Here is a 25027-nt window from a genome sequence, read left to right on the forward strand (position 1 = left end):
CCCGTTCTTTCTATCTCCTTTACAGACCAATGTCTGATCTGCAAATTTCTGGCCGTTATGGGTTGTAAATCTCCTGCTGGTTCTGAGTCAGTTAACACCAGCCAGGCCCGCGCAACTCCTCTGCACATTATCTCATCTTAACCTTCACCAGCATTCATCACCGGTTTTGCACTGAAAAGTCTTTCTATGCTGATGCCGGGCCGGACTGGTATACACTGCGCAAATCCCGGACGCCGACCGCCTGAAATCTCTGTCGCCGCCTGTTAAGCAATGCTGTAGCCTTGCCGCCGTCTTACTGGAGTCTGCTATGTTACTGACCGTTCTCTACATTATTGGTATTACTGCTGAAGCCATGACAGGTGCGCTGGCGGCGGGTCGTCGCAAAATGGATCTGTTCGGGGTCATTATTATTGCGTCAGTGACCGCAATCGGTGGTGGCTCGGTGCGCGATATCCTGTTGGGTCACTATCCGCTGGGTTGGGTGAAAAATCCCGAATACATCATGATTGTGGCGGCTGCGGCGGTTGTCACCACATTCCTGGCGCCCCTGATGACCCACCTGCGCAAAGTTTTTCTGGTGCTGGATGCATTAGGTCTGGTGGTCTTTTCGATTATCGGCGCGCAGGTTGCACTTGATTCCGGACACGCCATGATTATTGCCGCGATAAGCGCAGTGATTACAGGTGTCTTTGGCGGCGTACTGCGTGACATGTTCTGTAATCGCATTCCGCTGGTGTTTCAGAAAGAGCTGTACGCCGGTATCGCTTTCGCCTCGGGCTGGATGTATATCCTGCTGCTGAAAACCACGCTGGCGCATGAAGCGGTGATTATCATTACCCTGCTGTTCGGCTTTTTTGCCCGTTTACTGGCGCTGCGCTTCCGTCTCGGTTTGCCGATTTTCAACTATCCCCACCCCGAGCATTGAGGACGCAGGAATACCCTGCTGTTGCAGGAACGCGATGAGGGCCTGCAGACGGGCATCCTGAAACTGCTCAGCCAGGCGCGTTGCCAGCCCCGCACCAACGCCCGGCAGAGTTTGCCAGGCCATAACATCCCGCCGCATTACGCTCTCCCACTGCTGATCGGGCAGCGCATTCAGGGCCTTTTGCGGCAATGAAACACCAAGGGCCTTCACCCATCGACGAAACGGTTGCTGACGAGTGAGATTAAAGCTGTGCCAGAGCTGCTCCGCACGTTCCGGAGAGAGATCCGTCGCGGCGGCAATCTGTTCTGGTGTTAACGTCAGCCAGCCGAACAGATGCGTCATACTGCCGCTTTCCAGTAAGCGCAGCCAGGTGCTGCGCTCAACCCCAGGAATATTCAGCACCGTTTTCTGGCTGAGCCAGCGTAATTTCGCCAGTAACTGCTTCTGGCACTCAGCGCTGAAGGTATAACAACTCAATGGCGTATAACGCGACGCCTCGGGAGGCTGAGGATAATGTCGCTCTGCCACGCGCCAGATGACCCGCTCCAGCCTGGGAATTCCCTGACCCGCCAGACTCAGCGTGACCACATCGCCCGCGACGATATCGCTCTCCTGCCAGCGACGTAGCGATCCGACATTAACCCGCCTGACCGTTTTATCATCCAGTTGCACTGGCTGAAGATTAAGTACCGCCGCTATTTTTCCGGTTCGGCCAATGGGGAAATCGACGGAGAGCACTTCAGCACTGACTTCAGGAGGCTGATATTTCCAGGCAACCGCCCATATACCCTCGCCTGGCAGCCAGTTTTTGCCTGCAGGCCGCAGACTCTGATGAACCACCACGCCGTCTGTGACAAAAGGCAGCGCAGCATGAAACCAGCGCTCACGCCAGATGGCTACGTCCTCTTCATCTTTAACGTTGTGGCTCCATTCTGCTGCAATGCCCAGCCCCCAGCGGCTGAGTTGCTCATGGCGCTCCGTCATTGTGGCGGGACCATCTGGCCATGCCCAGATGAAAACACCGAGCGAATCCAGCAGCGGAGTCCGCTGCCTGCTCATCATCGCGCCGGCCACCAGTGAGCGCGCATTTTTGCCGCCATCAATCGCCTGCTGATGACCGTTCATCAACAAAAACAGCTCGCCCTGCAGTACAACCTCGTCGAGAGGGGTCTCGATATGCAGCGGAATTGCCGGGATCCAGGCGGCTTTAGCCAGCCACTCTTCACCGCGCAATCCATCGCCACGACTTAACAACGAGACCAGCCTGCCATGGCGATACACCAGTGAAACGGCGATGCCATCAACTTTTGGCTGCACCCAGAGATCGCGTCGCCCCTGCATCCAGTAAGCCAGTGCCAGCTTGTCGCGCATCTTTTTTACGCCAGTATGGGCGATTGGATGCAGGTGCTCACCCTTGCCAGGCAGTTGCGGGGAATAAGTGGGCTGAGAAGCGCTAAAGCAGTGTTGCCAGGTAACAAGCCGCTGCTGCAGCGCATCGTAATCCGTGTCAGTCACCGGACTCTGCCCCTGGCGATAGTAAGCGTCATCCCAGTGTTGCAGTTGCTGTTGCAAACGGCCAATCTCTTCAGTCGCCCGTACGGGTGTCCAGACCGGACAAACGGCACTGTGCGCAGGCCATAGGGCGAACCACAGAATAATCGCAGATAGCGGCCAGCCGAATCCTTTCATACTCTTTCCTCTGACGTTTTGTGGCATTCAACAGCAATGCATTAGCGTCAGCCAGAGGCGAGGTTTCGTTCCGGAAGAGATGCCAGGGTAATCCGTGAACCATTACAGCTGCCCGACAGAGATTTGCGCGCAGAGGCGCAAAAGATTGGGTGTTCTCGCTGCGCAAACGCTGCGTGGCAACGGGAAGCTGTGTATACTGTGCAGGAAATCGACTCCGCTTTTAATCAATTCAAGAAAACCATGGCTCAAGGCACGCTCTATATTGTTTCGGCTCCCAGCGGTGCAGGGAAATCCAGCCTGATTCAGGCACTGTTAAAGACCCAGCCGTTGTATGACACGCAGGTCTCTGTTTCGCACACGACGCGCGGTATGCGCCCGGGTGAAACCCATGGCGAACATTACTTTTTTGTTGAGAAACATGAATTTGAGCAGATGATCGCGGAAGATGCTTTCCTCGAACATGCCCGGGTTTTTGACAACTACTACGGTACGTCACGCCATGCCATTGAGCAGGTGCTGGCAACCGGCGTTGACGTGTTCCTCGACATCGACTGGCAGGGCGCGCAGCAAATCCGCGCTAAAATGCCTGGCGCACGCAGCATCTTTGTTTTGCCGCCTTCGAAAGAAGAGCTCGATCGCCGTCTGCGCGGTCGTGGTCAGGACAGCGAAGAGGTGATCACACGTCGCATGGCTCAGGCAGTAGCGGAAATGAGCCACTACGCCGAGTATGACTATTTAATTGTGAATGATGATTTTGATCTGGCGCTGTCCGATCTGAAAACCATTATTCGCGCAGAACGTCTGCGTATGGCGCGTCAGAAGGCGCGTCACGATGCTTTAATCAGCAAACTGTTGGCAGTCTGAATACAGTTTCAGTATGATGCGCAGTCATTTCTTCATCTGTGGAGTAGCACACCTATGGCACGCGTAACCGTTCAGGACGCAGTAGAAAAAGTTGGTAATCGTTTTGACCTGGTGTTGGTCGCTGCACGTCGTGCACGTCAGATGCAGGTTGGCGGCAAAGATCCGCTGGTTCCGGAAGAGAACGATAAACCTACCGTTATCGCCCTGCGCGAAATCGAAGAAGGTTTGGTCACCAATCAGATTTTAGATGTGCGTGATCGTCAGGAACAGCAAGAGCAGGAAGCCGCTGAGTTACAGGCCGTTACCGCTATCGCTGAAGGTCGTCGTTAACAGCCACCTGCAGGTCGCCCTTGTATCTGTTTGAAAGTCTCAATCAACTGATTGAAAAATACTTGCCAGAGGAGCAGATCAAGCGCCTCCAGCAAGCCTACCTTGTCGCACGTGATGCCCACGAGGGACAGACACGCTCCAGTGGTGAGCCTTATATCACCCATCCGGTTGCCGTGGCCTGTATTCTGGCGGAAATGAAGCTCGACCATGAAACGCTCATGGCCGCGCTGCTGCATGACGTGATCGAAGATACGCCCGCCACTTACCAGGATATGGAACAGCTGTTCGGTAAAAGCGTGGCGGAGCTGGTCGAAGGCGTTTCAAAGCTGGATAAGCTGAAATTCCGCGATAAGAAAGAAGCGCAGGCTGAGAACTTCCGCAAGATGATTATGGCGATGGTGCAGGATATCCGCGTCATTCTCATCAAGCTGGCTGACCGCACCCATAATATGCGCACCCTTGGGTCTTTACGCCCGGACAAACGTCGCCGCATCGCGCTGGAAACGTTAGAGATTTATAGTCCGCTGGCACACCGCCTGGGTATTCATCACCTTAAAACAGAGCTGGAAGAGCTCGGTTTTGAAGCACTTTACCCGAACCGTTATCGGGTGATTAAAGAGGTGGTGAAAGCTGCGCGTGGTAATCGTAAAGAGATGATCCAGAAGATTCTTTCTGAGATTGATGGCCGTTTACAGGAAGCGGGCATTCCCTGCCGCGTCAGCGGTCGCGAAAAGCATCTTTACTCGATTTACCGCAAAATGACGCTGAAAGAGCAGCGTTTTCACTCGATCATGGATATCTATGCCTTTCGCGTCATCGTGAAAGATCTGGATACCTGCTATCGCGTTCTGGGCCAGATGCACAGCTTATATAAGCCGCGTCCGGGCCGCGTTAAAGATTATATCGCCATCCCCAAAGCCAACGGCTATCAGTCGCTCCATACCTCCATGATCGGCCCGCACGGCGTGCCGGTTGAAGTGCAGATTCGCACTGAGGATATGGATCAGATGGCAGAAATGGGAGTCGCTGCGCACTGGGCTTATAAACAGGCGGGCGAAAGTGGCACCACTGCACAGATTCGCGCGCAGCGCTGGTTGCAAAGCCTGCTCGAGCTGCAGCAGAGTGCGGGCAGTTCATTTGAATTTATTGAAAGCGTGAAGTCCGATCTTTTCCCTGATGAGATCTACGTCTTTACGCCTGAAGGCCGCATTGTTGAGTTGCCAACCGGCGCGACGCCGGTAGATTTCGCCTATGCGGTGCACACCGATATCGGCCACGCCTGCGTCGGCGCACGCGTTGACCGCCAGCCTTATCCGCTGTCGCAAACCCTGACCAGCGGTCAGACGATTGAGATCATCACCGCGCCAGGCGCTCGTCCAAACGCCGCCTGGCTCAATTTTGTCGTCAGTTCCAAAGCCCGCGCCAAAATTCGTCAGCTCCTGAAGAACCTCAAGCGCGAAGACTCGGTTAATCTGGGTCGCCGCCTGCTCAGCCATGCGCTGGGCGGTAGCCGTAAACTGGCTGAAATCCCGGCTGAGAATATCAGACAGGAACTGGACCGCATGAAGCTGACTTCCCTTGATGATCTGCTGGCGGAAATTGGCCTCGGTAATGCGATGAGCGTGGTGGTGGCGAAGAACCTGCTGCAGGCTGACAGCAAGGCCATCACCAGCACCAGCAAGCGCGGTAAACTGCCGATTAAAGGCGCAGATGGCGTGTTGATTACCTTCGCCAAATGCTGCCGACCGATTCCTGGTGACCCGATTGTTGCCCATGTCAGTCCTGGCAAAGGGCTGGTGGTGCATCATGAATCCTGCCGGAACATTCGTGGCTACCAGAAAGAGCCAGAAAAATTCATGCCGGTCGAGTGGGATAAAGTCACCGAGCAGGAGTTCGTAGCAGAAATCAAAGTCGACATGTTTAACCATCAGGGCGCGCTGGCTAATCTGACGGCGGCCATCAACACGGCGGGTTCGAATATTCAGAGCCTGAATACCGAAGAGCGTGATGGTCGCGTCTATAGCGCCTTTATCCGCCTCACCGCACGTGACCGCGTTCATCTGGCGAATATCATGCGTAAAATTCGCGTGATGCCGGATGTGATCAAAGTCCACCGTAACCGTAATTAGGCATGAACGATCAACGTTTTGCCCGGATTCAGGCGATGCTGGCACTGCGCCAGCACGACCTGACGGTCTGCATGGAGCAGGTGCATAAACCACACAATGTTTCAGCGGTGATCCGCACGGCCGACGCCGTTGGCATCCACGAAGTGCATGCCGTCTGGCCGAGCCAGCGGATGCGCACGCAGGCTTCCGCGTCTGCCGGCAGCAACAGCTGGGTGAAAGTGGTCACCCATCCCACCATCGGCGATGCCGTAAAACAGCTCAAACAGCAGAAGATGCAGGTTTTAGCGACCCATCTCTCCGCCGATGCGGTGGATTTTCGTGAGATCGATTATACCCTTCCCACCTGCATTCTGATGGGGCAGGAAAAAACCGGCATCACCGAAGAAGCGCTGGCGCTGGCTGATCGTCAGATCGTGATCCCCATGGTGGGTATGGTGCAGTCGCTGAATGTCTCGGTCGCCTGCGCGCTTATCCTCTATGAAGCCCAGCGACAGCGGCAGAACGCCGGTCTTTACCTGCGCGATTACAGCCTGCTGGACGAGGATGAGCAGCAACGCCTGCTGTTCGAAGGCGGATTCCCGGTGCTCGCGCGGGTCGCAAAGCAGAAAGGTCTACCCTATCCGCGCATCAATGCGCAGGGCGAAGTCGACGCCGATCCCAGCTGGTGGGCAACCATGCAGTCGACCGGTAAAAGACGATGAAAGGCCGTCTGCTGGATGCCATTCCGCTCAGTACACTGACCGGCGTCGGTGCCAGCCAGGCAGCAAAACTGGCCAAAATTGACCTGCACACCGTTCAGGATCTCCTGCTTCATCTTCCGCTGCGCTACGAAGACCGCACCCAACTCTATGCTATCAATGATCTGCTTCCCGGTATCTGGGCCACAGTAGAAGGCGAAGTGCTGCACACAGATATCACTTTTGGTCGTCGCCGGATGATGGTGTGTCAGATCAGCGATGGCAGTGGCGTGCTGACAATGCGCTTCTTCAATTTTAATGCCGGGATGAAGAACAATCTGTCGCCGGGACGGCGTGTTACCGCTTATGGTGAAATTAAGCGCGGTCAGCGCGGCGCTGAGATTATTCACCCCGAGTACCGCATCCAGGGCGAGCAGAGCAATGTGACGCTGGAAGAGACCTTAACACCGGTTTATCCCACGACCGAAGGCATTCGACAGGCCACGCTGCGTAATCTCACTGACCAGGCGCTGACGCTGCTGGAAAGCTGCCCGATTGCCGAGCTGTTGCCGAAGGAGTTAAGCGGCGGCTTAATCAGCCTGCCAGATGCGCTGCGCACACTGCATCGTCCGCCGCCCGATCTCCGGCTCAGCGAGCTGGAAAGTGGCCGTCATCCGGCACAACGCAGATTAATTCTTGAAGAGCTGCTGGCGCATAATCTCAGCATGCTGGCAGTGCGCGCAGGCGCTCAGCGCTATTACGCGTTACCGATGCCGCCGCGACACAATCTCAGTGACCAGCTGCTGGCCGCGCTGCCTTTCTCGCCGACCAATGCGCAAAAGCGCGTGGTGGCGGAGATAGAGAAAGATCTGGCCAATGATTTCCCGATGATGCGGCTGGTGCAGGGCGACGTCGGCTCGGGTAAGACACTGGTGGCTGCGCTCTCTGCGCTGAACGTTATCGCCCATGGCAAGCAGGTTGCGCTGATGGCACCGACCGAACTGCTGGCTGAACAGCACGCCAGTAACTTCCGCCAGTGGTTTGCGCCGCTGGGGATTGAAGTCGGCTGGCTGGCCGGAAAACAGAAAGGCAAAGCCCGCCAGGCACAGCAGGAGGCGATAGCCAGCGGTCAGGTGGCAATGGTCGTGGGCACACACGCTCTGTTTCAGGAGCAGGTGCAGTTCAATGGTCTGGCGCTGGTCATTATTGATGAGCAGCACCGCTTCGGCGTTCACCAGCGACTGGCCTTGTGGGAAAAAGGTGAGATGCAGGGTTTCCATCCGCATCAGCTGATCATGACCGCCACACCGATACCGCGCACCCTGGCGATGACCGCGTATGCCGATCTCGATACCTCAACCATCGACGAACTGCCGCCGGGACGTACTCCGGTGACCACCGTGGCCATCCCCGATACGCGACGCGAGGAGATTGTGGCGCGGGTTGAGCATGCCTGCCGGGAGGGACGTCAGGCCTACTGGGTCTGCACGCTGGTTGAAGAGTCAGAGCTGCTGGAAGCACAGGCGGCAGAAGCCAGCTGGGAATCCCTGAAAACCGCGCTGCCCGACTTAAATATCGGACTGGTGCATGGCCGCATGAAACCCGCTGAAAAACAGGCGGTCATGCAGGCGTTTAAAGCGAATGAACTCCAGCTGCTGGTAGCGACGACCGTCATTGAGGTCGGCGTGGACGTGCCGAATGCCAGCCTGATGATTATCGAAAACCCTGAGCGGTTAGGGCTGGCACAGCTGCATCAGTTGCGAGGCCGTGTGGGTCGTGGTGCCGTGGCATCACACTGCGTACTGCTCTATAAAGCGCCGCTGAGCAAGACGGCGCAGAAGCGTTTACAGGTACTACGCGACAGTAATGACGGCTTTGTTATTGCCCAGTTCGATCTGGAGATTCGCGGACCGGGTGAACTGCTGGGCACACGTCAGACCGGCAACGCCGAATTTAAAGTGGCCGACCTGCTGCGCGATGCGGCGATGGTGCCCGAAGTTCAGCGTGTGGCGCGCCACATCCACCAGCACTATCCCGAGCAGGCCAGCGCTCTGATTGAACGCTGGCTGCCAGAGAACACCCGTTTTACCAACGTCTGAATGAGATCCCATCAAGTCGGCTTTTATATCCGTGCCGGGCAAACGATTGCTTTTGCCCGGCGGATGATTACAATCGCCACATTATTTTTTGGGAAGAACAGAAGATGTCCACCAATCCTCAGCCAGACCAGCCTTCCGCCACGCAAAGCGAACTGATTTATCGTCTTGAAGATCGTCCACCTCTGCCGCAAACGCTGTTTGCCGCTGGTCAGCATCTGCTGGCGATGTTTGTCGCGGTCATCACGCCCGCCATTCTGATCTGTCAGGCGCTGGGCCTGCCCGCAGAAGATACCCGGCACGTTATCAGCATGTCGTTGTTTGCTTCAGGTGTGGCATCGCTGCTGCAAATCAAAACCTGGGGACCGGTGGGTTCGGGTCTGCTGTCGATTCAGGGCACCAGCTTTAACTTTGTGACGCCTTTGATCATGGGCGGGATGGCGCTGAAGAATGGCGGCGCTGACGTGCCCACCATGATGGCGGCGCTATTTGGCACGCTGATGGTGGCCTCCTGTACCGAAATGGTGCTGTCACGCGTATTGCATCTGGCTCGCCGGATTATCACGCCGCTGGTTTCCGGTATCGTGGTGATGATTATTGGGCTGTCGCTGATTCAGGTAGGACTGACCTCGATTGGCGGCGGTTTTAGCGCGATGAGTGACCATACCTTTGGCGCACCAAAGAATCTGATGCTGGCTGGCGCCGTGCTACTGGTGATCGTGCTGCTTAACCGGCAGAAAAACCCCTATTTGCGCGTCGCCTCCCTGGTGATTGCGATGGCCGTGGGCTATCTGCTGGCCTGGGCGATGGGCATGCTGCCGGCAGCGGGCATCCCTGCTGATCAGCCGCTGATCGTGGTGCCGACCCCGCTCTATTACGGGCTGGGCTTCGACTGGAATCTGCTCATCCCGCTGATGCTGGTGTTTATGGTGACCTCCCTGGAGACCATCGGCGATATCACTGCCACCTCGGATGTGTCGGAACAGCCGGTCAGCGGCCCGCTCTATATGAAACGCCTGAAAGGCGGCGTGCTGGCAAATGGCCTCAACTCCTTTGTCTCCGCGCTGTTTAACACCTTCCCTAACTCCTGCTTCGGTCAGAACAACGGTGTGATTCAGTTGACCGGCGTGGCCAGCCGCTACGTGGGCTTTGTTGTCGCACTGATGCTGATTGTGCTGGGGCTGTTCCCGGCGGTCAGCGGTCTGGTGCAGATGATTCCTGAGCCGGTACTCGGCGGCGCAACCATTGTGATGTTCGGCACCATTGCCGCCTCAGGTGTTCGCATCGTGTCACGCGAGCCGCTTAATCGTCGCGCCATCATGATTATTGCGCTGTCGCTGGCGGTGGGTCTGGGCGTGTCTCAGCAGCCACTGATCCTGCAGTTTGCCCCCGACTGGCTGAAAACGCTGCTCTCTTCCGGCATTGCCGCAGGCGGTATTACCGCAATCGTGCTCAACCTGATTTTTCCGCCAGAGAAGTAAGGCCACAGGCAGGCTTCGGCCTGCCTGCTAATTATTCGGATTTACATCCAGGCTGTTGAGCTGTAACGGTAATTCAGGCATAACAACCTCTCACCGGATTTAACTCGGGAAGGATGCTATGAAATTTATTGGAAAGTTTTTCCTCACCTTACTTTTACTGCTGCTTTTTACCCTGGTCGTGATCTATGTACTGCTGCAGACACAGTGGGGTGCAGGCTGGTTTAGCCGTTGGGTGAGCGACAAAACCGAATGGCATCTCTCCCTGAGTAAAATTGAACACAATTTCTCTTCTCCCTCTCATATCATTCTGGATGACTTCAGCTTTGGTCACGATGGTCAGCCTGCGGTGCTGGTCGCGAAACGGGTTGATCTCGGCCTGGCGCTGATTCAGTTCAGCGATCCGCTGCATTTCAGCAGCCTTGAGCTGCGCGATGGGGAAGTGAATCTGGCTAATCTGGCGCAGGGCAGCACGCTGCCGATTCAGGCCGATCGCCTGCAACTCAATAATATGCGTATCGACAGTCCCAAGAGCGCGTTACCGCTGTTTGCTCAGCAGGTTAATGGCGGCATCCTGCCGTGGAAGCCCACGGGGCTGGATATGCTGGGTCGCGATGCCCGCTTCCAGATGAGCGCAGGCAGCATGACGCTGAATAATGTGCCGGGTGAAAACGTCCTGATTCAGGGCAGTGTTTCCCAGGGTCGGATGCGCTTTGACAATATTGGTGCCGACCTGGCGCGTGGCTCCATGACCGGTAACGGTGAGCGCGATGCCCAGGGCAACTGGAAAATTAATCAGCTGCGACTGAACGACATCCGTCTGCAGACTACCAGCAGCCTGAAAGATTTCCTGCATAGCCTGCAGGTTGTTCCGTCAATTGCCATTACCCGCCTCGACATGACCGATGCCCGTCTGCAGGGGCCTGACTGGGCGGTGACAGATCTGGATCTGACGCTGAGAAACGTTAACTGGCAGGGAGATGACTGGCAGAGTAACGACGGTTCACTGGCGCTGAATGCCAGCAATTTTATCGACGGTGGATTCGAGCTTAATGACCCTATCCTTAACCTGGATTTCTCACCGCAGGGTGTGGCGCTGACACAATTCAGTTCACGCTGGGCGAACGGGGTGATTCGGGCTGACGGTGACTGGTCGCGCAGCAATAAGCGCCTGACGCTGAAAAATCTGGCCGTTGCCGGACTGGAATACACGCTGCCGCAGGACTGGCGTGACCGCTGGCAGGCGACACTGCCCGCGTGGCTGGAGAGTGTAGAGGTAACGCGTTTCACCTCTAACCGTAACCTGATTATCGATATTAATCCGGCGTTTCCCTTCCAGCTGACTTCACTGGATGGCGCTGGCGAAAACCTGCTGCTGGCTCAGCAGCATCAGTGGGGGATCTGGTCGGGTAAGCTCAGCCTGAACGCGGCAGAGTCGACCTTTAACCGCACCGATCTGCGTCATCCGTCGATTGCGCTAAGTGCTGACCCGCAGCAGATTCAGGTTACTGAACTGAGTGCGTTCAGTAACAAGGGCCTGCTCGAAGGAACCGCCACCGTAGGTCAGCAGCCAGCGCGTCCTCTGACACTGCAACTGACGGGTCGGGCAGTGCCGGTGAATGTGTTGCAGAACTGGGGATGGCCCGTATTGCCGTTAACCGGTGACAGTAATATGCAGCTGCAACTAAGCGGTGCATTACCCGCAGGCCAGCCACTGCGCCCGACCGTGAATGGCACTCTGTCGGTGACGACGGACAGTCAACAGTTACAGCAGACAATGCAGGCCGGTCAGGTGCGTTAACAGGATCAATAAGGGCCGCGGAGGCGGCCCTTATGATTAGTTTATACGTGCGCCGGAACCGCCCTCTTCCAGCGGCCCGTCAGGATCGGCAGGCAGAACAATATAGACCCCCTCAAACACAGCGCCACACTCATCGTCGCCAAAAAGCTCAACTTCAAGCTGCACACGTGCTTTACGTCCGCGCGCCAGACGGTCGAGATCGCCGCTTAATGAGCCGAGGTCAGCAATCGCGCCAGGCCGGCCACTAATCGGGTGGCTGTAGCGAATGTGCGCATCCGCCAGAATAATGGTGCCGCCCAGATGGCGCTCGCGCAGCAGTAACCAGATCAATCCCCAGCCGGTCAGCGTGGCCAGCGAGAACAGACTGCCAGCAAACAACGTCTGATGTGGATTCTGATTGCCCGCTTCCGGCATGGTGGTGATAAATTTCTGCCCGGTAAACTGCAGAATACGGACACCCATCTTCTCGCTGAGCGGAATATGATCATACCAGGCCTGCTGCAGCTGTCCGCACCAGTCGGCACGATGCAGGATATCATCGAGCGTAACGACAGGCTTGATCATCAGAAAGTGGCGAACCGGCGTCGTCTGGGGCGCGGTAATCTCGCCCTGGTTGACGTAGCCGAGCTTAGCGAAGAATGCGACAGCATCTTCGCGGGCACTACAGGTTACCCGTTTAGCTCCTTCCTGACGCGCTACCGACTCCAGCGTCATCGCCATTAGCGTTCCCAGCCCTTTACCCTGCACCGAAGGATGAACGGCCATGAAGCGGATAGCGGCCTCATTGTCGGCATTAATGTAGAGACGGCCGATAGCGACCGGATTTCCCTGTTCATCAACCACCATCTGATGATGTGCCAGGGCATCCCAGGCGTCACGTTCTGACCCCTGCGGTTGACGCAGAGGTTTACGTAACATCTCCCAGCGGAACTGATAATAGATATCCAGCTCTTCCGCCGTCTGTGGCACGCGAAGGTGATACATGTAATGTTTCTCCCGCTCGGATGTATGGCCTGTTCCCTGCCGCTCAGCTGACGATCTCACACCTGCAACCAGAACGTCACAGGACCATCATTCACCAGCGAGACCTGCATATCTGCAGCAAAACGGCCATTCGCCGTAGTAATCCCCTGCTGGCGACAGCAGTCGCTGAAGTATTCATACAGACGTTCGGCTTCAGCAGGTTCAGCGCCACCCGAAAACGAGGGGCGCATCCCTTTTTGCGTATCCGCGGCCAGCGTAAACTGCGACACCACCAGCACACTTCCGCCCGCCTGGCGGACACTCAGGTTCATCTTGCCCTGCTCATCGCTAAAGATGCGATAGCCCAGTACACGTTCTGCGAGACGTTCCGCTCGCGCGTTGTCATCGCCTTTTTCTACGCCCAGCAGAACCAGTAAACCCGCGCCAATTTCACCGGTCACTTCCTGATCGACGCTGACGCTGGCGCGCTGCACGCGCTGAATCAATGCAATCATGTTTCCTCGCGTTGCTCTTCTTGTTGGTGTTGCTGCTTCAACTGCCGATAGTCAGCTAACGCGACGGTTATTTCAGCGCCCAGCAACACAATACACCAGGTCCAGTAGACCCAGAGAAACAGAATGGGGATCACGGCCAGTACGCCGTAGATCAACTGATATGAAGGGAACATAGTAACATAGAGCGCAAAGCCCTTTTTACCCAGCTCAAACAACGCCCCGGCAACCAGCGCGCCAATCAGCGCATCACGCGGTGGCACCCGTTGGGTGGGAACAATGCTGTAGAGTAACCAGAAGGCGAACCACGACAGCAGAAGCGGGAAAATGCGCAGCATCTGATCGACCAGACTGGTTACGCCAGTGGCATTAATCCAGCGCAGGGAAAGCAGATAAGAGCTGATTGCCAGGCTGGCACCGGCCAGCAGCGGACCGAGCGTCAGGATCATCCAGTAGACGGCAAAGGAGTAAACCATCGGTCGCTTTTTGTTGCTGCGCCAGATGGTGTTTAACGCCGTATCGACCGAATGCATCAGCAGTAAGGCGGTCACGATAAGACCGACTGCCCCGACCGCCGTCATCCGGTTTACGTTAGCAACAAACTGTTCAAGATAGCGTTGCAACGTGTTACCTGCAGCAGGCATCAGATTGTTGAAGACAAACTGTTTTAACTGCACGCTGATGTCAGAGAAAACCGGAAACGCCGCAAACAGGGCAAAGACCACTGCAATAAGCGGCACTAACGCCAGTAATGAGACATAAGCCAGATTACCGGCCTGGGTCGTCATGCCATCCTCATCAATGCGTTTCCATAACAGCCTGAGCCACAACCAGAATGCATGCAGCCTGGGGCGAAATTTACGTGACATCATGAGTTACTGTAGACCCGCAAACCAGTTGGGTACCGTTTTACTGTCAGTAACCAGTACACTTTCAATACCCAGGGCACGGGCCGCCTCAATGTTCTCTGGATTATCATCAAAGAACACCGCCTGATCGGCAGTCACACCTTCTGCATCCAGCACATGCTGATAAATCCGCGCTTCCGGTTTGCGCATACCTATCTCCTGTGACAGGTAGATTTTATCCGCTGCCTGCTGCACGTCCGGATACTGCGTTGGCCAGAATTCGCAATGCAGCTTGTTCGTGTTAGAGAGGATTACCACCCGATGACCTTCCAGCCGCAGCCGGTTCATTAGCGCCAGGGTTTCCGGACGCACGTCAACGAAGACCGCCTGCCAGCCAGCCGCAAACTGCTCATAGCTCAGTGCGATCTCCAGCTTTTCGCACAGCGCCAGTGCGAAATCTTCATCACTGATCTCGCCACGTTCGTGTTGCTCAAACGCTTCGTCCATCTGGAAATGGCCTTGTAGCGAAGCCAGCGGTACACGACTAAAGTCACTCCAGACACCCAGCACGCGGTTGAAGTCGATATCAATAATCACATTGCCCAAATCAAAGATATACAGCATGGTGTGTCTCCTTCTGTTCCCTGGAGTATTCACTCTAGCGGCAAAAGTGCAGGCTGAACAGGCACGGGCTGAGAGAAAAGCGTAAACGCCAGAAGGTGAGTAAAGCGCGACATCATTCGCACAAATATTCGCTGGTCCGGCTGAGTAAATCCGAATTTCAGGCAAAAAAAAGCCCCGCATGCGGGGCTTTTTATTCTTTAAAGGCGCAATTATGCGTCTTTAGGACCACGTGAAGCACGTTTACGGTCGTTTTCAGTCAGGTGACGCTTACGGATACGCACTGACAGTGGAGTCACTTCGACCAGTTCGTCATCATCGATGAACTCGATCGCCTGTTCCAGCGTCATTTTCTGCGGTGGTACCAGTGTCGTTGCTTCATCAGTACCTGAAGCACGCATGTTGGTCAGCTTCTTACCAGTCAGACAGTTTACGGTCAGGTCGTTAGAACGGCTGTGAATACCGATGATCTGGCCTTCATAGACTTCTGCACCATGACCCAGGAACAGCTTACCGCGATCCTGCAGACCGAACAGAGCGAACGCTACAGCTTTGCCCTGACCGTTAGAGATCAGAACGCCGTTCTGACGCTGGCCCACTTCGCCTGGACGGATATCGTCGTAGTGGCTGAAGGTAGAGTAGAGCAGACCGGTACCGGAAGTCATCGTCATGAATTCGTTACGGAAGCCAATCAGGCCACGGCTAGGAATCACGTAGTCGAGACGTACGCGGCCTTTGCCATCCGGATCCATGTTTTTCAGATCGCCTTTACGCTCACCCATGGCTTGCATAACGGAACCCTGATGCGTCTCTTCGATATCCAGCGTAACGTTCTCGAATGGCTCTTGTTTACGGCCATCGATCTCGCGGAAGATAACTTTCGGACGGGATACCGCCAGTTCGAAACCTTCACGACGCATGTTTTCGATCAGAACTGACAGGTGAAGCTCACCACGACCTGACACGCGGAACGCATCAGAATCTTCGGTTTCTTCAACGCGCAGAGCCACGTTGTGAACCAGTTCTTTGTTCAGACGCTCAAGGATCTGACGTGAAGTCACGTACTTACCTTCTTTACCGCAGAACGGTGAGGTGTTGACGTTAAAGAACATGGTTACGGTTGGCTCATCAACGCTCAGTGCTGGCAGCGCCTGCACATTCTGTGGATCACAGATGGTGTCAGAGATGTTCAGCTCGCCCAGACCGGTGATAGCAATGATATCGCCCGCTTCAGCCAGATCGCTGTCGATACGCTCAAGACCCAGGTGAGTCAGGACTTTACCGACTTTACCGTTACGGGTTTTGCCTTCGCTATCAACGATAGTGACTTGCTGGTTCGGCTTAACTTTACCGCGCTTGATGCGGCCAATGCCGATCACGCCCAGGTAGTTGTTGTAGTCCAGCTGAGAGATCTGCATCTGCAGTGGCGCATCAGCCTCAACCTGCGGAGGCGCAACGTGGTCAACGATTGCCTGATACAGCGGGGTCATATCGTCAGCCATGTCGGTGTGCTCAAGACCCGCGATACCATTCAGCGCAGAGGCGAAAATGATAGGGAAGTCGAGCTGCTCGTCAGTCGCATCCAGGTTAACGAACAGGTCAAATACCTGATCCACAACCCAATCCGGACGCGCACCAGGGCGATCTACTTTGTTGATAACCACAATCGGCTTCAGACCATGCGCGAACGCTTTTTTGGTCACGAAGCGGGTTTGCGGCATAGGGCCATCCATCGCATCTACAACCAGCAGCACCGAGTCCACCATGGACATGACGCGCTCAACTTCACCACCGAAGTCGGCGTGTCCTGGGGTATCAACGATGTTGATACGGTAGTCATTCCACTTAATGGCGGTGTTTTTTGCGAGGATGGTAATCCCACGCTCTTTCTCCAAATCATTGGAGTCCATCACGCGCTCTGTTGCTTCGGTACGGGCATCAAAAGTACCGGATTGTTGCAGCAGTTTGTCAACCAGGGTGGTCTTTCCATGGTCAACGTGCGCGATGATGGCGATGTTACGCAAATTTTCGATCACAGCTTTGCCTCAGGCATTAGAAATAGCGCGTTATTGTACACTGATTAAGCGGAAGACTGAACACCATCACACTTTTCACTGAAAGTTTATTAGATAGGTGCAAATTTGCCCTGTTCCCGGTGCAGAAAATGCACTAAGTTGGTCTTATGCACCAAAACAGTGCCAATAAATCATCATAAAGCACCACTTTAGTGCACCAGGACCATCCTGGTGCAGGTGCTTTATGACAAAAAGGTGCATCACAAGGCGATTTAAGCAGCATCAGAAAAGTTGGCACAGAATTCGCTTTATCTAAATCAAGCGTAATCGCCAGTCAGATGTCGGTTGAAGAGCGTGCCGGAAGCGGGTAGTCAGGGAGTTGTTTTCCCGCTGCGAATTCCGGAAACGACGTTTCCTCGCCATGTAGATAATGAAAGACCATTTCCAGGAGAGTTGAGTATGTCCGCTGAACACGTTCTCTCGATGATGAACGAGCATGAAGTTAAGTTTGTTGACCTGCGTTTTACCGATACCAAAGGTAAAGAACAGCACGTTACTATCCCTGCTCACCAGGTTAACGCTGACTTCTTCGAAGAAGGCAAAATGTTCGATGGTTCGTCTATTGGCGGCTGGAAAGGCATTAACGAATCAGACATGGTGCTGATGCCTGACGCTACCACGGCAGTCATGGATCCTTTCTTCGAAGATTCTACGCTCATTATCCGTTGTGACATCCTTGAGCCAGGCACTATGCAGGGCTACGACCGCGATCCACGTTCTATCGCAAAACGCGCTGAAGATTACCTGCGCTCTTCCGGCATCGCGGATACCGTGCTGTTTGGACCAGAACCAGAATTCTTCCTGTTCGATGACATCCGTTTCGGTTCATCGACTTCCGGTTCACATGTGGCTATCGACGATATCGAAGCGGCATGGAACACCGGTAAAGAGTACGAAGGCGGTAACAAAGGTCACCGTCCAGGTCTGAAAGGCGGCTACTTCCCGGTTCCACCAGTCGACTCATCACAGGACATCCGTTCTGCCATGTGTCTGACCATGGAGCAGATGGGCCTGGTTGTTGAAGCGCATCACCACGAAGTGGCGACTGCGGGTCAGAACGAAGTGGCTACCCGCTTCAATACCATGACCAAAAAAGCTGACGAAATTCAGATCTACAAATATGTCGTCCATAACGTTGCTCATGCTTACGGCAAAACCGCGACCTTTATGCCGAAGCCAATGTTTGGCGACAACGGTTCAGGCATGCACTGCCATATGTCACTCTCTAAAGGTGGCCAGAACCTGTTTGCCGGCGATAAGTACGGCGGCCTGTCTGAAATGGCGCTGTTCTACATCGGCGGCATCATCAAGCACGCTAAAGCAATTAACGCACTGGCGAACCCGACCACGAACTCTTACAAGCGTCTGGTTCCGGGTTATGAAGCACCGGTTATGCTGGCTTACTCTGCCCGTAACCGTTCAGCGTCAATCCGTATTCCGGTGGTTGCCAGCCCGAAAGCCCGTCGTATCGAAGCGCGCTTCCCGGACCCAGCGGCTAACCCATACCTGGCGTTCACCGCACTGCTGATGGCTGGCCTGGATGGCATCATCAACAAAATCCATCCTGGTGATGCGATGGACAAGAACCTGTATGACCTGCCACCGGAAGAAGAAGCTGAGATTCCAAAAGTTGCGGGCTCTCTGGAAGAAGCGCTGAATTCACTGAACGAAGATCGCGAGTTCCTGACCCGCGGCGGTGTATTCACTGACGAATCGATCGATGCTTACATCGAACTGCGTAAAGCAGAGATGGATCGCGTTCGCATGACGCCACACCCGGTTGAGTTCGAGCTTTACTACAGCGTTTAACTGGTCAAACGATTTTGTTGCCGTGGAAACTTTTAGCCCATCTTCGGATGGGCTTTTTTCTCCGCGAATTTACCGTTCATTCGCCCTCCTTACGGCTTTAAGACTAAAATGCACCTGATTGGTGCAGAGGTACGTTTTATGGCAACTGGCTCTCTGCCCGATGCAGGGCAGATTCTCAATGCTTTAATCAACAGTATTTTGTTGGTGGATAACGATCTGGTTATCCATTACGCCAACCCGGCGGCGCAGCAATTACTGGCGCAAAGCTCACGCAAGCTGTTCGGCACGCCGTTACCGGAATTGACCGGCTACTTTTCGCTGAATATTGAGGTGATGCGCGAGAGTCTTGAGGCTGGCCAGGGATTCACTGACAGTGAGGTTACGCTGGTCGTTGATGGTCGCGCGCACATTATGTCGCTGACCGCCCAGCGATTACCCGATGGCTTAATTCTGATGGAAATGGCGCCGATGGATAATCAGCGTCGGCTCAGTCAGGAGCAGTTACAGCACGCTCAGCAGGTGGCCGCTCGCGATCTGGTTCGTGGTCTGGCTCATGAGATTAAAAATCCGCTGGGAGGGTTGCGCGGCGCGGCACAGCTTTTATCCCGCGCCCTGCCCGATCCCTCGCTGAACGAATACACCAAAGTCATTATTGAACAGGCCGACCGGTTGCGGAATCTGGTGGATCGTCTGTTAGGGCCGCAGCAGCCGGGTATGCACATCACGCAGAGCATTCATCAGGTGGCTGAACGCGTAGTTAATCTGGTCTCGATGGAGCTGCCGGAGAATGTCTCGCTGGTACGGGATTATGACCCCAGCCTGCCGGAACTGCCGCACGACCCCGATCAGATTGAACAGGTACTGCTTAACGTGGTGCGCAATGCGCTTCAGGCGCTGGGAGACGATGGCGGCACCATCATTATCCGCACCCGCACCGCTTTCCAGCTCACGCTGCACGGCACGCGTTATCGCCTGGTAGCACGTATTGATATTGAAGATGATGGCCCCGGCATTCCGGCCCAGCTGCAGGATACGCTGTTTTATCCGATGGTCAGCGGACGTGAAGGCGGAACCGGTTTAGGCCTCTCCATCGCCCGTAGCCTGATTGATCAACATTCAGGAAAAATAGAATTTAACAGTTGGCCGGGACACACCGAATTTTCGGTTTACCTGCCTATTCGCCAGTGAGGTTTCTATGCAACGAGGGATAGTCTGGATCGTCGATGACGATAGCTCCATCCGCTGGGTGCTTGAACGCGCGCTCACTGGAGCCGGTTTGAGCTGCGCGACTTTTGACAGCGCAAGCGAGGTGCTGGATGCCCTCTCAACCAAGACCCCGGACGTTTTACTGTCAGACATTCGCATGCCCGGTATGGATGGCCTGGCGCTACTGAAGCAGATTAAACAGCGTCATCCCATGCTTCCGGTCATCATAATGACGGCGCATTCGGATCTGGATGCTGCCGTCAGCGCCTATCAGCAGGGCGCATTTGATTACCTGCCTAAGCCGTTTGATATTGACGAAGCCGTTGCACTGGTAGAGCGAGCGATCAGCCACTATCAGGAACAGCAGCAGCCACGTAATCAGCCGGTCAGCGGACCAACTACCGATATTATTGGTGAAGCGCCTGCGATGCAGGATGTGTTTCGTATCATCGGGCGCTTATCGCGCTCTTCGATAAGCGTGCTGATTAACGGTGAGTCCGGAACCGGTAAAGAGCTGGTGGCCCATGCGCTACATCGCCACAGCCCACGCACCAAAGCGCCCTTTATCGCACTGAACATGGCTGCAATACCCAAAGATTTGATTGAGTCAGAGCTGTTTGGTCACGAGAAAGGGGCCTTTACCGGCGCGAACCAGATCCGTCAGGGCCGTTTTGAGCAGGCGGATGGCGGCACGCTGTTTCTGGATGAGATCGGTGATATGCCGCTGGATGTGCAGACCCGACTGCTGCGCGTGCTGGCCGATGGTCAGTTCTATCGCGTCGGTGGTTATGCACCCGTCAAAGTGGATGTGCGTATTATTGCGGCAACCCACCAGAACCTGGAATTGCGTGTGCAGGAAGGCAAGTTCCGTGAGGACCTGTTCCACCGCCTGAATGTGATTCGTGTGCATCTGCCGCCGCTGCGTGAGCGTCGTGAGGATATCCCACGTCTGGCGCGTTATTTCCTGCAGGTGGCGGCTCGTGAGCTGGGTGTGGAAGCGAAGATTCTGCACCCGGAAACCGAAACAGCCTTAACCCGGCTGCACTGGTCCGGTAACGTACGTCAGCTGGAAAACACCTGTCGCTGGCTGACGGTCATGGCTGCGGGTCAGGAAGTGCTGATTCAGGATCTGCCCAGCGAACTGTTTGAGTCCAGCACCCCGGAAAATCCGGTGCAGTCGCTGCCTGACAGTTGGGCAACGCTGCTGGCACAGTGGGCCGACCGCGCACTGCGTTCCGGTCATCAGAATCTGCTGTCGGAAGCACAACCGGAGATGGAGCGAACGCTGCTCACCACTGCGCTGCGTCATACGCAAGGCCACAAACAGGAAGCCGCTCGTTTGCTGGGCTGGGGACGAAACACGCTGACACGCAAGCTGAAAGAGCTTGGCATGGAATAAGCGTTTCGGTGCGGGCTGGCATGTCATGCCAGCCCGTTTCGTCATATAACGCGGGAGAATTGCTGCTGACGCACTTTCTGACGCAGATAGCGATCAAAGCACATGCAGATATTGCGGATCAGTAACCGGCCAATGCCGGTCACCTCAAGCCCTTTAGCAGTTTGTACCACCAGCCCGTCAGCAATTAACGGTTTCAGCAGCGCCATGTCCTCAGCAAAATAGTCGCTAAAGCGAATGCCCCATCGCGCTTCAGTCGCGGCAAAATCCAGCGAGAAGTTACAAATCAGCGTTTTAATCACGTCACGCCGCAGGCAATCATCGTCGGTTAAGGCGATGCCGCGCCACAGGCCATTTCCCTGCTGTTCCACACATGCATACCAGGTGTTGAGGTCTTTCTGATTCTGCGCATAACTGTCGCCAGTCATGCTGATGGCTGAGACGCCAAGCCCCAGTAAGTCACTGTCGCCCTGCGTCGTGTATCCCTGGAAATTGCGATGCAACTGCCCTTCACGCTGCGCGATGGCCAGCTCATCCTGCGGCTTTGCAAAGTGATCCATCCCGATAAACTGGTAGCCCTGCTGAGTCAGCGTCACAATGGTCTGTTGCAGGATATCCAGCTTTTGCTGCGCGGAGGGCAGTTCATCCTCTTTAATTTTACGCTGAGCCGCGAACATTGACGGCAGATGCGCATAGTTAAATACACTAAGCCGGTCCGGGCTCAGTGCCAGTACCCGCTCCAGCGTCCAGGCAAAGCTGGCGGGCGTTTGCAGGGGTAAGCCATAGATCAGATCGATGCTGACAGAGCTGAAGCCCTGCTCACGGGCGCGCGCCATCAGGCCGAAAATCACCTCTTCATCCTGCACCCGATTAACCCGTTCCTGCACCGATTTATTAAAATCCTGTACGCCCATGCTCAGACGATTGAACCCCAGCGATCGCAGGTGATCAATCACATCCAGCTCAATTTCCCGCGGATCAACCTCGATCGACATTTCGGCGTCCTCAGCCACGCTGAAGTGCTGCTTCAGTAAACCCACCAGCCGTGAAATCTGCGTATTATCGAGAAAGGTTGGCGTGCCGCCGCCCCAGTGAAGCTGCGTGACTTTACGCTCGCGAAACAGCGGCGCGCGCTGAATGATTTCCTGCTCAAGCACGTCCAGATAGCGGTCCGCTTTGTGGCGCTGACGCGTCACGATCTTATTGCAGCCGCAGAAGTAGCAGAGACGATGGCAGAAGGGAATATGAACATAGAGCGACAGCGGACGATCAGGATAACGCGCGACGGCACGCTGGAAATCAGTTTCCGCGTACTGCTCGCTGAACTCCAGCGCGGTGGGATAAGAGGTATAACGCGGGCCAGCGTAATTGTACTTTTCAATTAACGCCTGCTCCCACTCAATCTGCTGCGATGGCATGCTCACTCCTTCCGGTGACGGCGTCTGAGAGAAGGTCGCGAAGAAGAGGAGATGAAAGGTGAGCGGGTTGAGACCCGACGTAAACGTTGCTTCAGCCGCGACAGGCGTCGTAGTTTAAACAATAACCACAGCAGATAACATGTCGCCAGCAGCGCGAAAATTGATCCAGGCCAAAACATTGTCGTTTACCTGATAAGCGCGGCATGCGGAGACCGCATGCCGATCAAATTTGCTTAGTTGCCCTTCAGCAGACGGTACATATCTTCTTCAGCCTGCTCATCTTCAGCATCATCCATCACAATGCCTAACTGCTCCATCAGTTCGTCGATACGGTCCAGCGAGGCATCCAGCCAGCCCTGATCTTCAGCCGACAGGGTTTCGCCATTTTCCAGTCGATCCAGCAGCGCATCAAGACGCTCATCATTTTCCAGCTTCGCCAGCTCTTCTTCTGGCGTCAGGCGTGCTTTTTTCTCAGCTGCAGGTTTTTCCACGCTTTTCTTTGGCTTAACGGCTGCGGTTTTTCCGTCAGCGATCAGGGCCACCGGCTTTTTACTGCCGATGCGCGGATCTTTCACGTTATTAGCCTGACTCCCGCCATTGCTATCGGACGCCGCTGGATTAGCACGGCTGCCAGAAGCATGTCCACGATGCTTTTTATCACGTTTGCGATCGCGTGCTTCGTTGTTGATATCATCACGCGATTTGCGTTTGGCTTTGGCGGCAGGTTTGCCGTGAACAGCTCGTGCAGGTTGCTTCATAGTATTCGGTCCCGGCTTTTTTTATTCAGTATACAATTGCGGCGAAATCTAGCAGAAACCAGACAAAGAAAAAAGGCGACAGCTCAAGCTGTCGCCTTATTTCATACCTTCATAAGAAGGAATCATGTTTTAAATCCTTTTCGGCTCGTAACATCCCGGTCAATCCCGCGCCTGCTCAACTCCTGAGCTTTTCCTTATCCCTGTCTGAGCGTATCCCTGACTCATTTCCATTCCATCGCTCTCTACCCTCCTGGTATCCCTGAGCGCATCATCCTGATGGGTGCTGCCGTGCACTGCACAATAATGTAGACCATCTGGTAAAAGCCTCAAGTCAGCGCCACAAATAGTTAGTTCAAAAAAAGAACCATTCTAGATAAGATATTAAATAATAAGATTTTTTATTTTTAGTAATTAAAGTAAAAAGCGAAATAACTCGCAGTGGTAATGGCAAATCTCTTACAAATCTGACTAATCAGACGCGGTTGAGCACTTTCGCGCCATAACGCGTATAATCGGCCGCATTGCCTTAATGCGTTTTCTGGAGTGTCACCTTGTCTGAATTGAATTATCACGTTACCCACTTTGTCATGAGCGCGCCGGATATCCGCCATCTGCCTGCCGATACCGGAATTGAAGTGGCTTTTGCTGGCCGCTCGAACGCGGGAAAATCGAGTGCGCTAAATACGTTAACCAATCAGAAGGGTCTGGCGCGTACCAGTAAAACGCCGGGACGTACGCAGCTGATTAACCTGTTTGAAGTGAAAGAAGGCAAGCGTCTGGTCGACCTGCCCGGTTACGGTTATGCCGAAGTCCCGGAAGAGATGAAGCTGAAGTGGCAGCGTGCGTTAGGTGAATACCTGCAAAAACGTCAGGCGCTGAAAGGCCTGGTGATCCTGATGGATATCCGTCATCCGCTGAAAGATCTCGATCGACAGATGATTAACTGGTCCGTTGAAAGCGGCATTCCGGTGCTGTTGCTCCTCACCAAGGCAGACAAGCTCGCCTCAGGTGCGCGTAAAGCACAGCTTAATGTTGTGCGTGAAGCTGCACTCGAATTTGTGGGTGATGTGCAGGTAGAACTTTTCTCATCGCTAAAGAAAATCGGCGTAGATAAGGTTCGTCAGAAACTGGACAGCTGGTTCACAACGTTTGAACCGGCAGAGGTGGATCAGGACGCGGAAGAGTGAGTGGCAGCCCTGTGCCGCTGAAACCGGCGGTGCAAAAAGCCCAATAAAAAACGCCCCAGTCACAGAATGACTGGGGCGGCTAAATTCAGCCAAATCCGATTACGTGAAGTAAAAGGTCTGAAAGATAGAACATCTTACCTCTGTACCCTACGCGACGAACTTTACCTGATTTTCTGTGCGTGACAAAGGCTTTTTTGTTGCTTACTTACATCAAACAAGGCTTTTTTTACCACGTGCGTCACAAA

The 25027-nt window shown here is 54.7% G+C and carries 20 protein-coding genes; 12 read left to right on the top strand and 8 right to left on the bottom strand.

Annotation, left to right across the window (positions count from 1 at the left end):
• The first annotated feature begins 307 nt into the window (after positions 1-307).
• A complete protein-coding gene (locus tag LQK91_RS21130; protein ID WP_008926964.1) occupies positions 308-925 on the top strand; it encodes a trimeric intracellular cation channel family protein in 618 nt (205 codons plus the stop codon).
• Here LQK91_RS21130 and ligB read toward each other — a convergent pair.
• On the bottom strand, positions 863-2614 hold the full coding sequence (gene ligB, locus LQK91_RS21135; protein ID WP_003851344.1) for an NAD-dependent DNA ligase LigB: 1752 nt from the start codon (positions 2612-2614) through the stop codon (positions 863-865). The two genes, LQK91_RS21130 and ligB, sit on opposite strands and share 63 nt — an antisense overlap.
• Before the next feature lie 240 nt (positions 2615-2854).
• Here ligB and gmk point away from each other — a divergent pair, with 240 nt between their 5' ends.
• The 7 genes from gmk (at position 2855) to LQK91_RS21170 (ending at position 11989) form a co-directional block, all read left to right on the top strand.
• On the top strand, positions 2855-3478 hold the full coding sequence (gene gmk / locus LQK91_RS21140) for a guanylate kinase (RefSeq protein ID WP_033743562.1): 624 nt from the start codon (positions 2855-2857) through the stop codon (positions 3476-3478).
• Positions 3479-3532: 54 nt separating this feature from the next.
• Positions 3533-3808, top strand: coding sequence for a DNA-directed RNA polymerase subunit omega (gene rpoZ, locus LQK91_RS21145; RefSeq protein WP_003851346.1), 276 nt, complete (start codon positions 3533-3535; stop codon positions 3806-3808).
• 20 nt (positions 3809-3828) lie between these two features.
• Entirely contained in the window at positions 3829-5937 is a 2109-nt protein-coding gene (gene spoT, locus LQK91_RS21150) for a bifunctional GTP diphosphokinase/guanosine-3',5'-bis pyrophosphate 3'-pyrophosphohydrolase (RefSeq protein WP_003851347.1), read from the top strand.
• 2 nt (positions 5938-5939) lie between these two features.
• Positions 5940-6638, top strand: coding sequence for a tRNA (guanosine(18)-2'-O)-methyltransferase TrmH (trmH, locus tag LQK91_RS21155; RefSeq protein WP_003851348.1), 699 nt, complete (start codon positions 5940-5942; stop codon positions 6636-6638).
• Positions 6635-8713 carry an ATP-dependent DNA helicase RecG gene (recG, locus tag LQK91_RS21160; protein ID WP_105100099.1) on the top strand — a complete coding sequence of 693 codons (2079 nt, stop codon included), beginning with the start codon at positions 6635-6637 and terminating at the stop codon, positions 8711-8713. Before trmH ends, recG begins: the two co-directional genes overlap by 4 nt.
• A gap of 104 nt (positions 8714-8817) precedes the next feature.
• On the top strand, positions 8818-10191 hold the full coding sequence (locus tag LQK91_RS21165; RefSeq protein WP_003851350.1) for a nucleobase:cation symporter-2 family protein: 1374 nt from the start codon (positions 8818-8820) through the stop codon (positions 10189-10191).
• Positions 10192-10309: 118 nt separating this feature from the next.
• On the top strand, positions 10310-11989 hold the full coding sequence (locus LQK91_RS21170; protein WP_008926969.1) for an AsmA family protein: 1680 nt from the start codon (positions 10310-10312) through the stop codon (positions 11987-11989).
• A gap of 36 nt (positions 11990-12025) precedes the next feature.
• Here LQK91_RS21170 and fabY read toward each other — a convergent pair whose 3' ends face one another.
• The 5 genes from fabY to typA all read right to left on the bottom strand — a co-directional run bounded on the left by fabY (position 12026) and on the right by typA (position 16969).
• Positions 12026-12973, bottom strand: coding sequence for a fatty acid biosynthesis protein FabY (gene fabY / locus LQK91_RS21175; RefSeq protein ID WP_003851352.1), 948 nt, complete (start codon positions 12971-12973; stop codon positions 12026-12028).
• A gap of 56 nt (positions 12974-13029) precedes the next feature.
• Entirely contained in the window at positions 13030-13467 is a 438-nt protein-coding gene (gene dtd, locus LQK91_RS21180) for a D-aminoacyl-tRNA deacylase (RefSeq protein ID WP_003851353.1), read from the bottom strand.
• Positions 13464-14336, bottom strand: a complete 873-nt coding sequence (locus tag LQK91_RS21185; protein ID WP_003851355.1) for a virulence factor BrkB family protein — start codon at positions 14334-14336, stop codon at positions 13464-13466. The genes dtd and LQK91_RS21185 overlap by 4 nt, the downstream gene beginning before the upstream one ends.
• A gap of 3 nt (positions 14337-14339) precedes the next feature.
• Positions 14340-14936, bottom strand: a complete 597-nt coding sequence (gene yihX / locus LQK91_RS21190) for a glucose-1-phosphatase (protein WP_003851357.1) — start codon at positions 14934-14936, stop codon at positions 14340-14342.
• Positions 14937-15145: 209 nt separating this feature from the next.
• A complete protein-coding gene (gene typA, locus LQK91_RS21195) occupies positions 15146-16969 on the bottom strand; it encodes a ribosome-dependent GTPase TypA (protein ID WP_003850742.1) in 1824 nt (607 codons plus the stop codon).
• Between the two features lie 438 nt (positions 16970-17407).
• Between typA and glnA the strand changes: the two genes are divergently transcribed.
• From glnA to glnG, 3 genes are all read left to right on the top strand, one after another.
• Complete coding sequence (gene glnA / locus LQK91_RS21200; RefSeq protein ID WP_003850740.1) at positions 17408-18817, top strand: glutamate--ammonia ligase; 1410 nt, start codon at positions 17408-17410, stop codon at positions 18815-18817.
• 138 nt (positions 18818-18955) lie between these two features.
• Complete coding sequence (gene glnL, locus LQK91_RS21205; RefSeq protein ID WP_008926971.1) at positions 18956-20005, top strand: nitrogen regulation protein NR(II); 1050 nt, start codon at positions 18956-18958, stop codon at positions 20003-20005.
• A 7-nt stretch (positions 20006-20012) separates the two neighbouring features.
• Positions 20013-21422, top strand: a complete 1410-nt coding sequence (gene glnG, locus LQK91_RS21210; protein ID WP_008926972.1) for a nitrogen regulation protein NR(I) — start codon at positions 20013-20015, stop codon at positions 21420-21422.
• A 41-nt stretch (positions 21423-21463) separates the two neighbouring features.
• On the opposite strand, the gene hemN is transcribed toward glnG, so the two are convergent.
• Both hemN and yihI read right to left on the bottom strand, forming a co-directional pair.
• Complete coding sequence (gene hemN / locus LQK91_RS21215; RefSeq protein ID WP_105100098.1) at positions 21464-22837, bottom strand: oxygen-independent coproporphyrinogen III oxidase; 1374 nt, start codon at positions 22835-22837, stop codon at positions 21464-21466.
• Positions 22838-23070: 233 nt separating this feature from the next.
• The gene (gene yihI, locus LQK91_RS21220; protein ID WP_003850736.1) at positions 23071-23595 is read right to left on the bottom strand and encodes a Der GTPase-activating protein YihI; all 525 of its coding nucleotides are present in this window, start codon (positions 23593-23595) and stop codon (positions 23071-23073) included.
• A 551-nt stretch (positions 23596-24146) separates the two neighbouring features.
• Here yihI and yihA point away from each other — a divergent pair.
• Entirely contained in the window at positions 24147-24782 is a 636-nt protein-coding gene (gene yihA / locus LQK91_RS21225) for a ribosome biogenesis GTP-binding protein YihA/YsxC (RefSeq protein WP_039660548.1), read from the top strand.
• Positions 24783-25027: the final 245 nt, after the last annotated feature.

Source organism: Pantoea sp. MHSD4 (assembly GCF_021043305.1).
Taxonomy (GTDB): domain Bacteria; phylum Pseudomonadota; class Gammaproteobacteria; order Enterobacterales; family Enterobacteriaceae; genus Pantoea; species Pantoea eucalypti.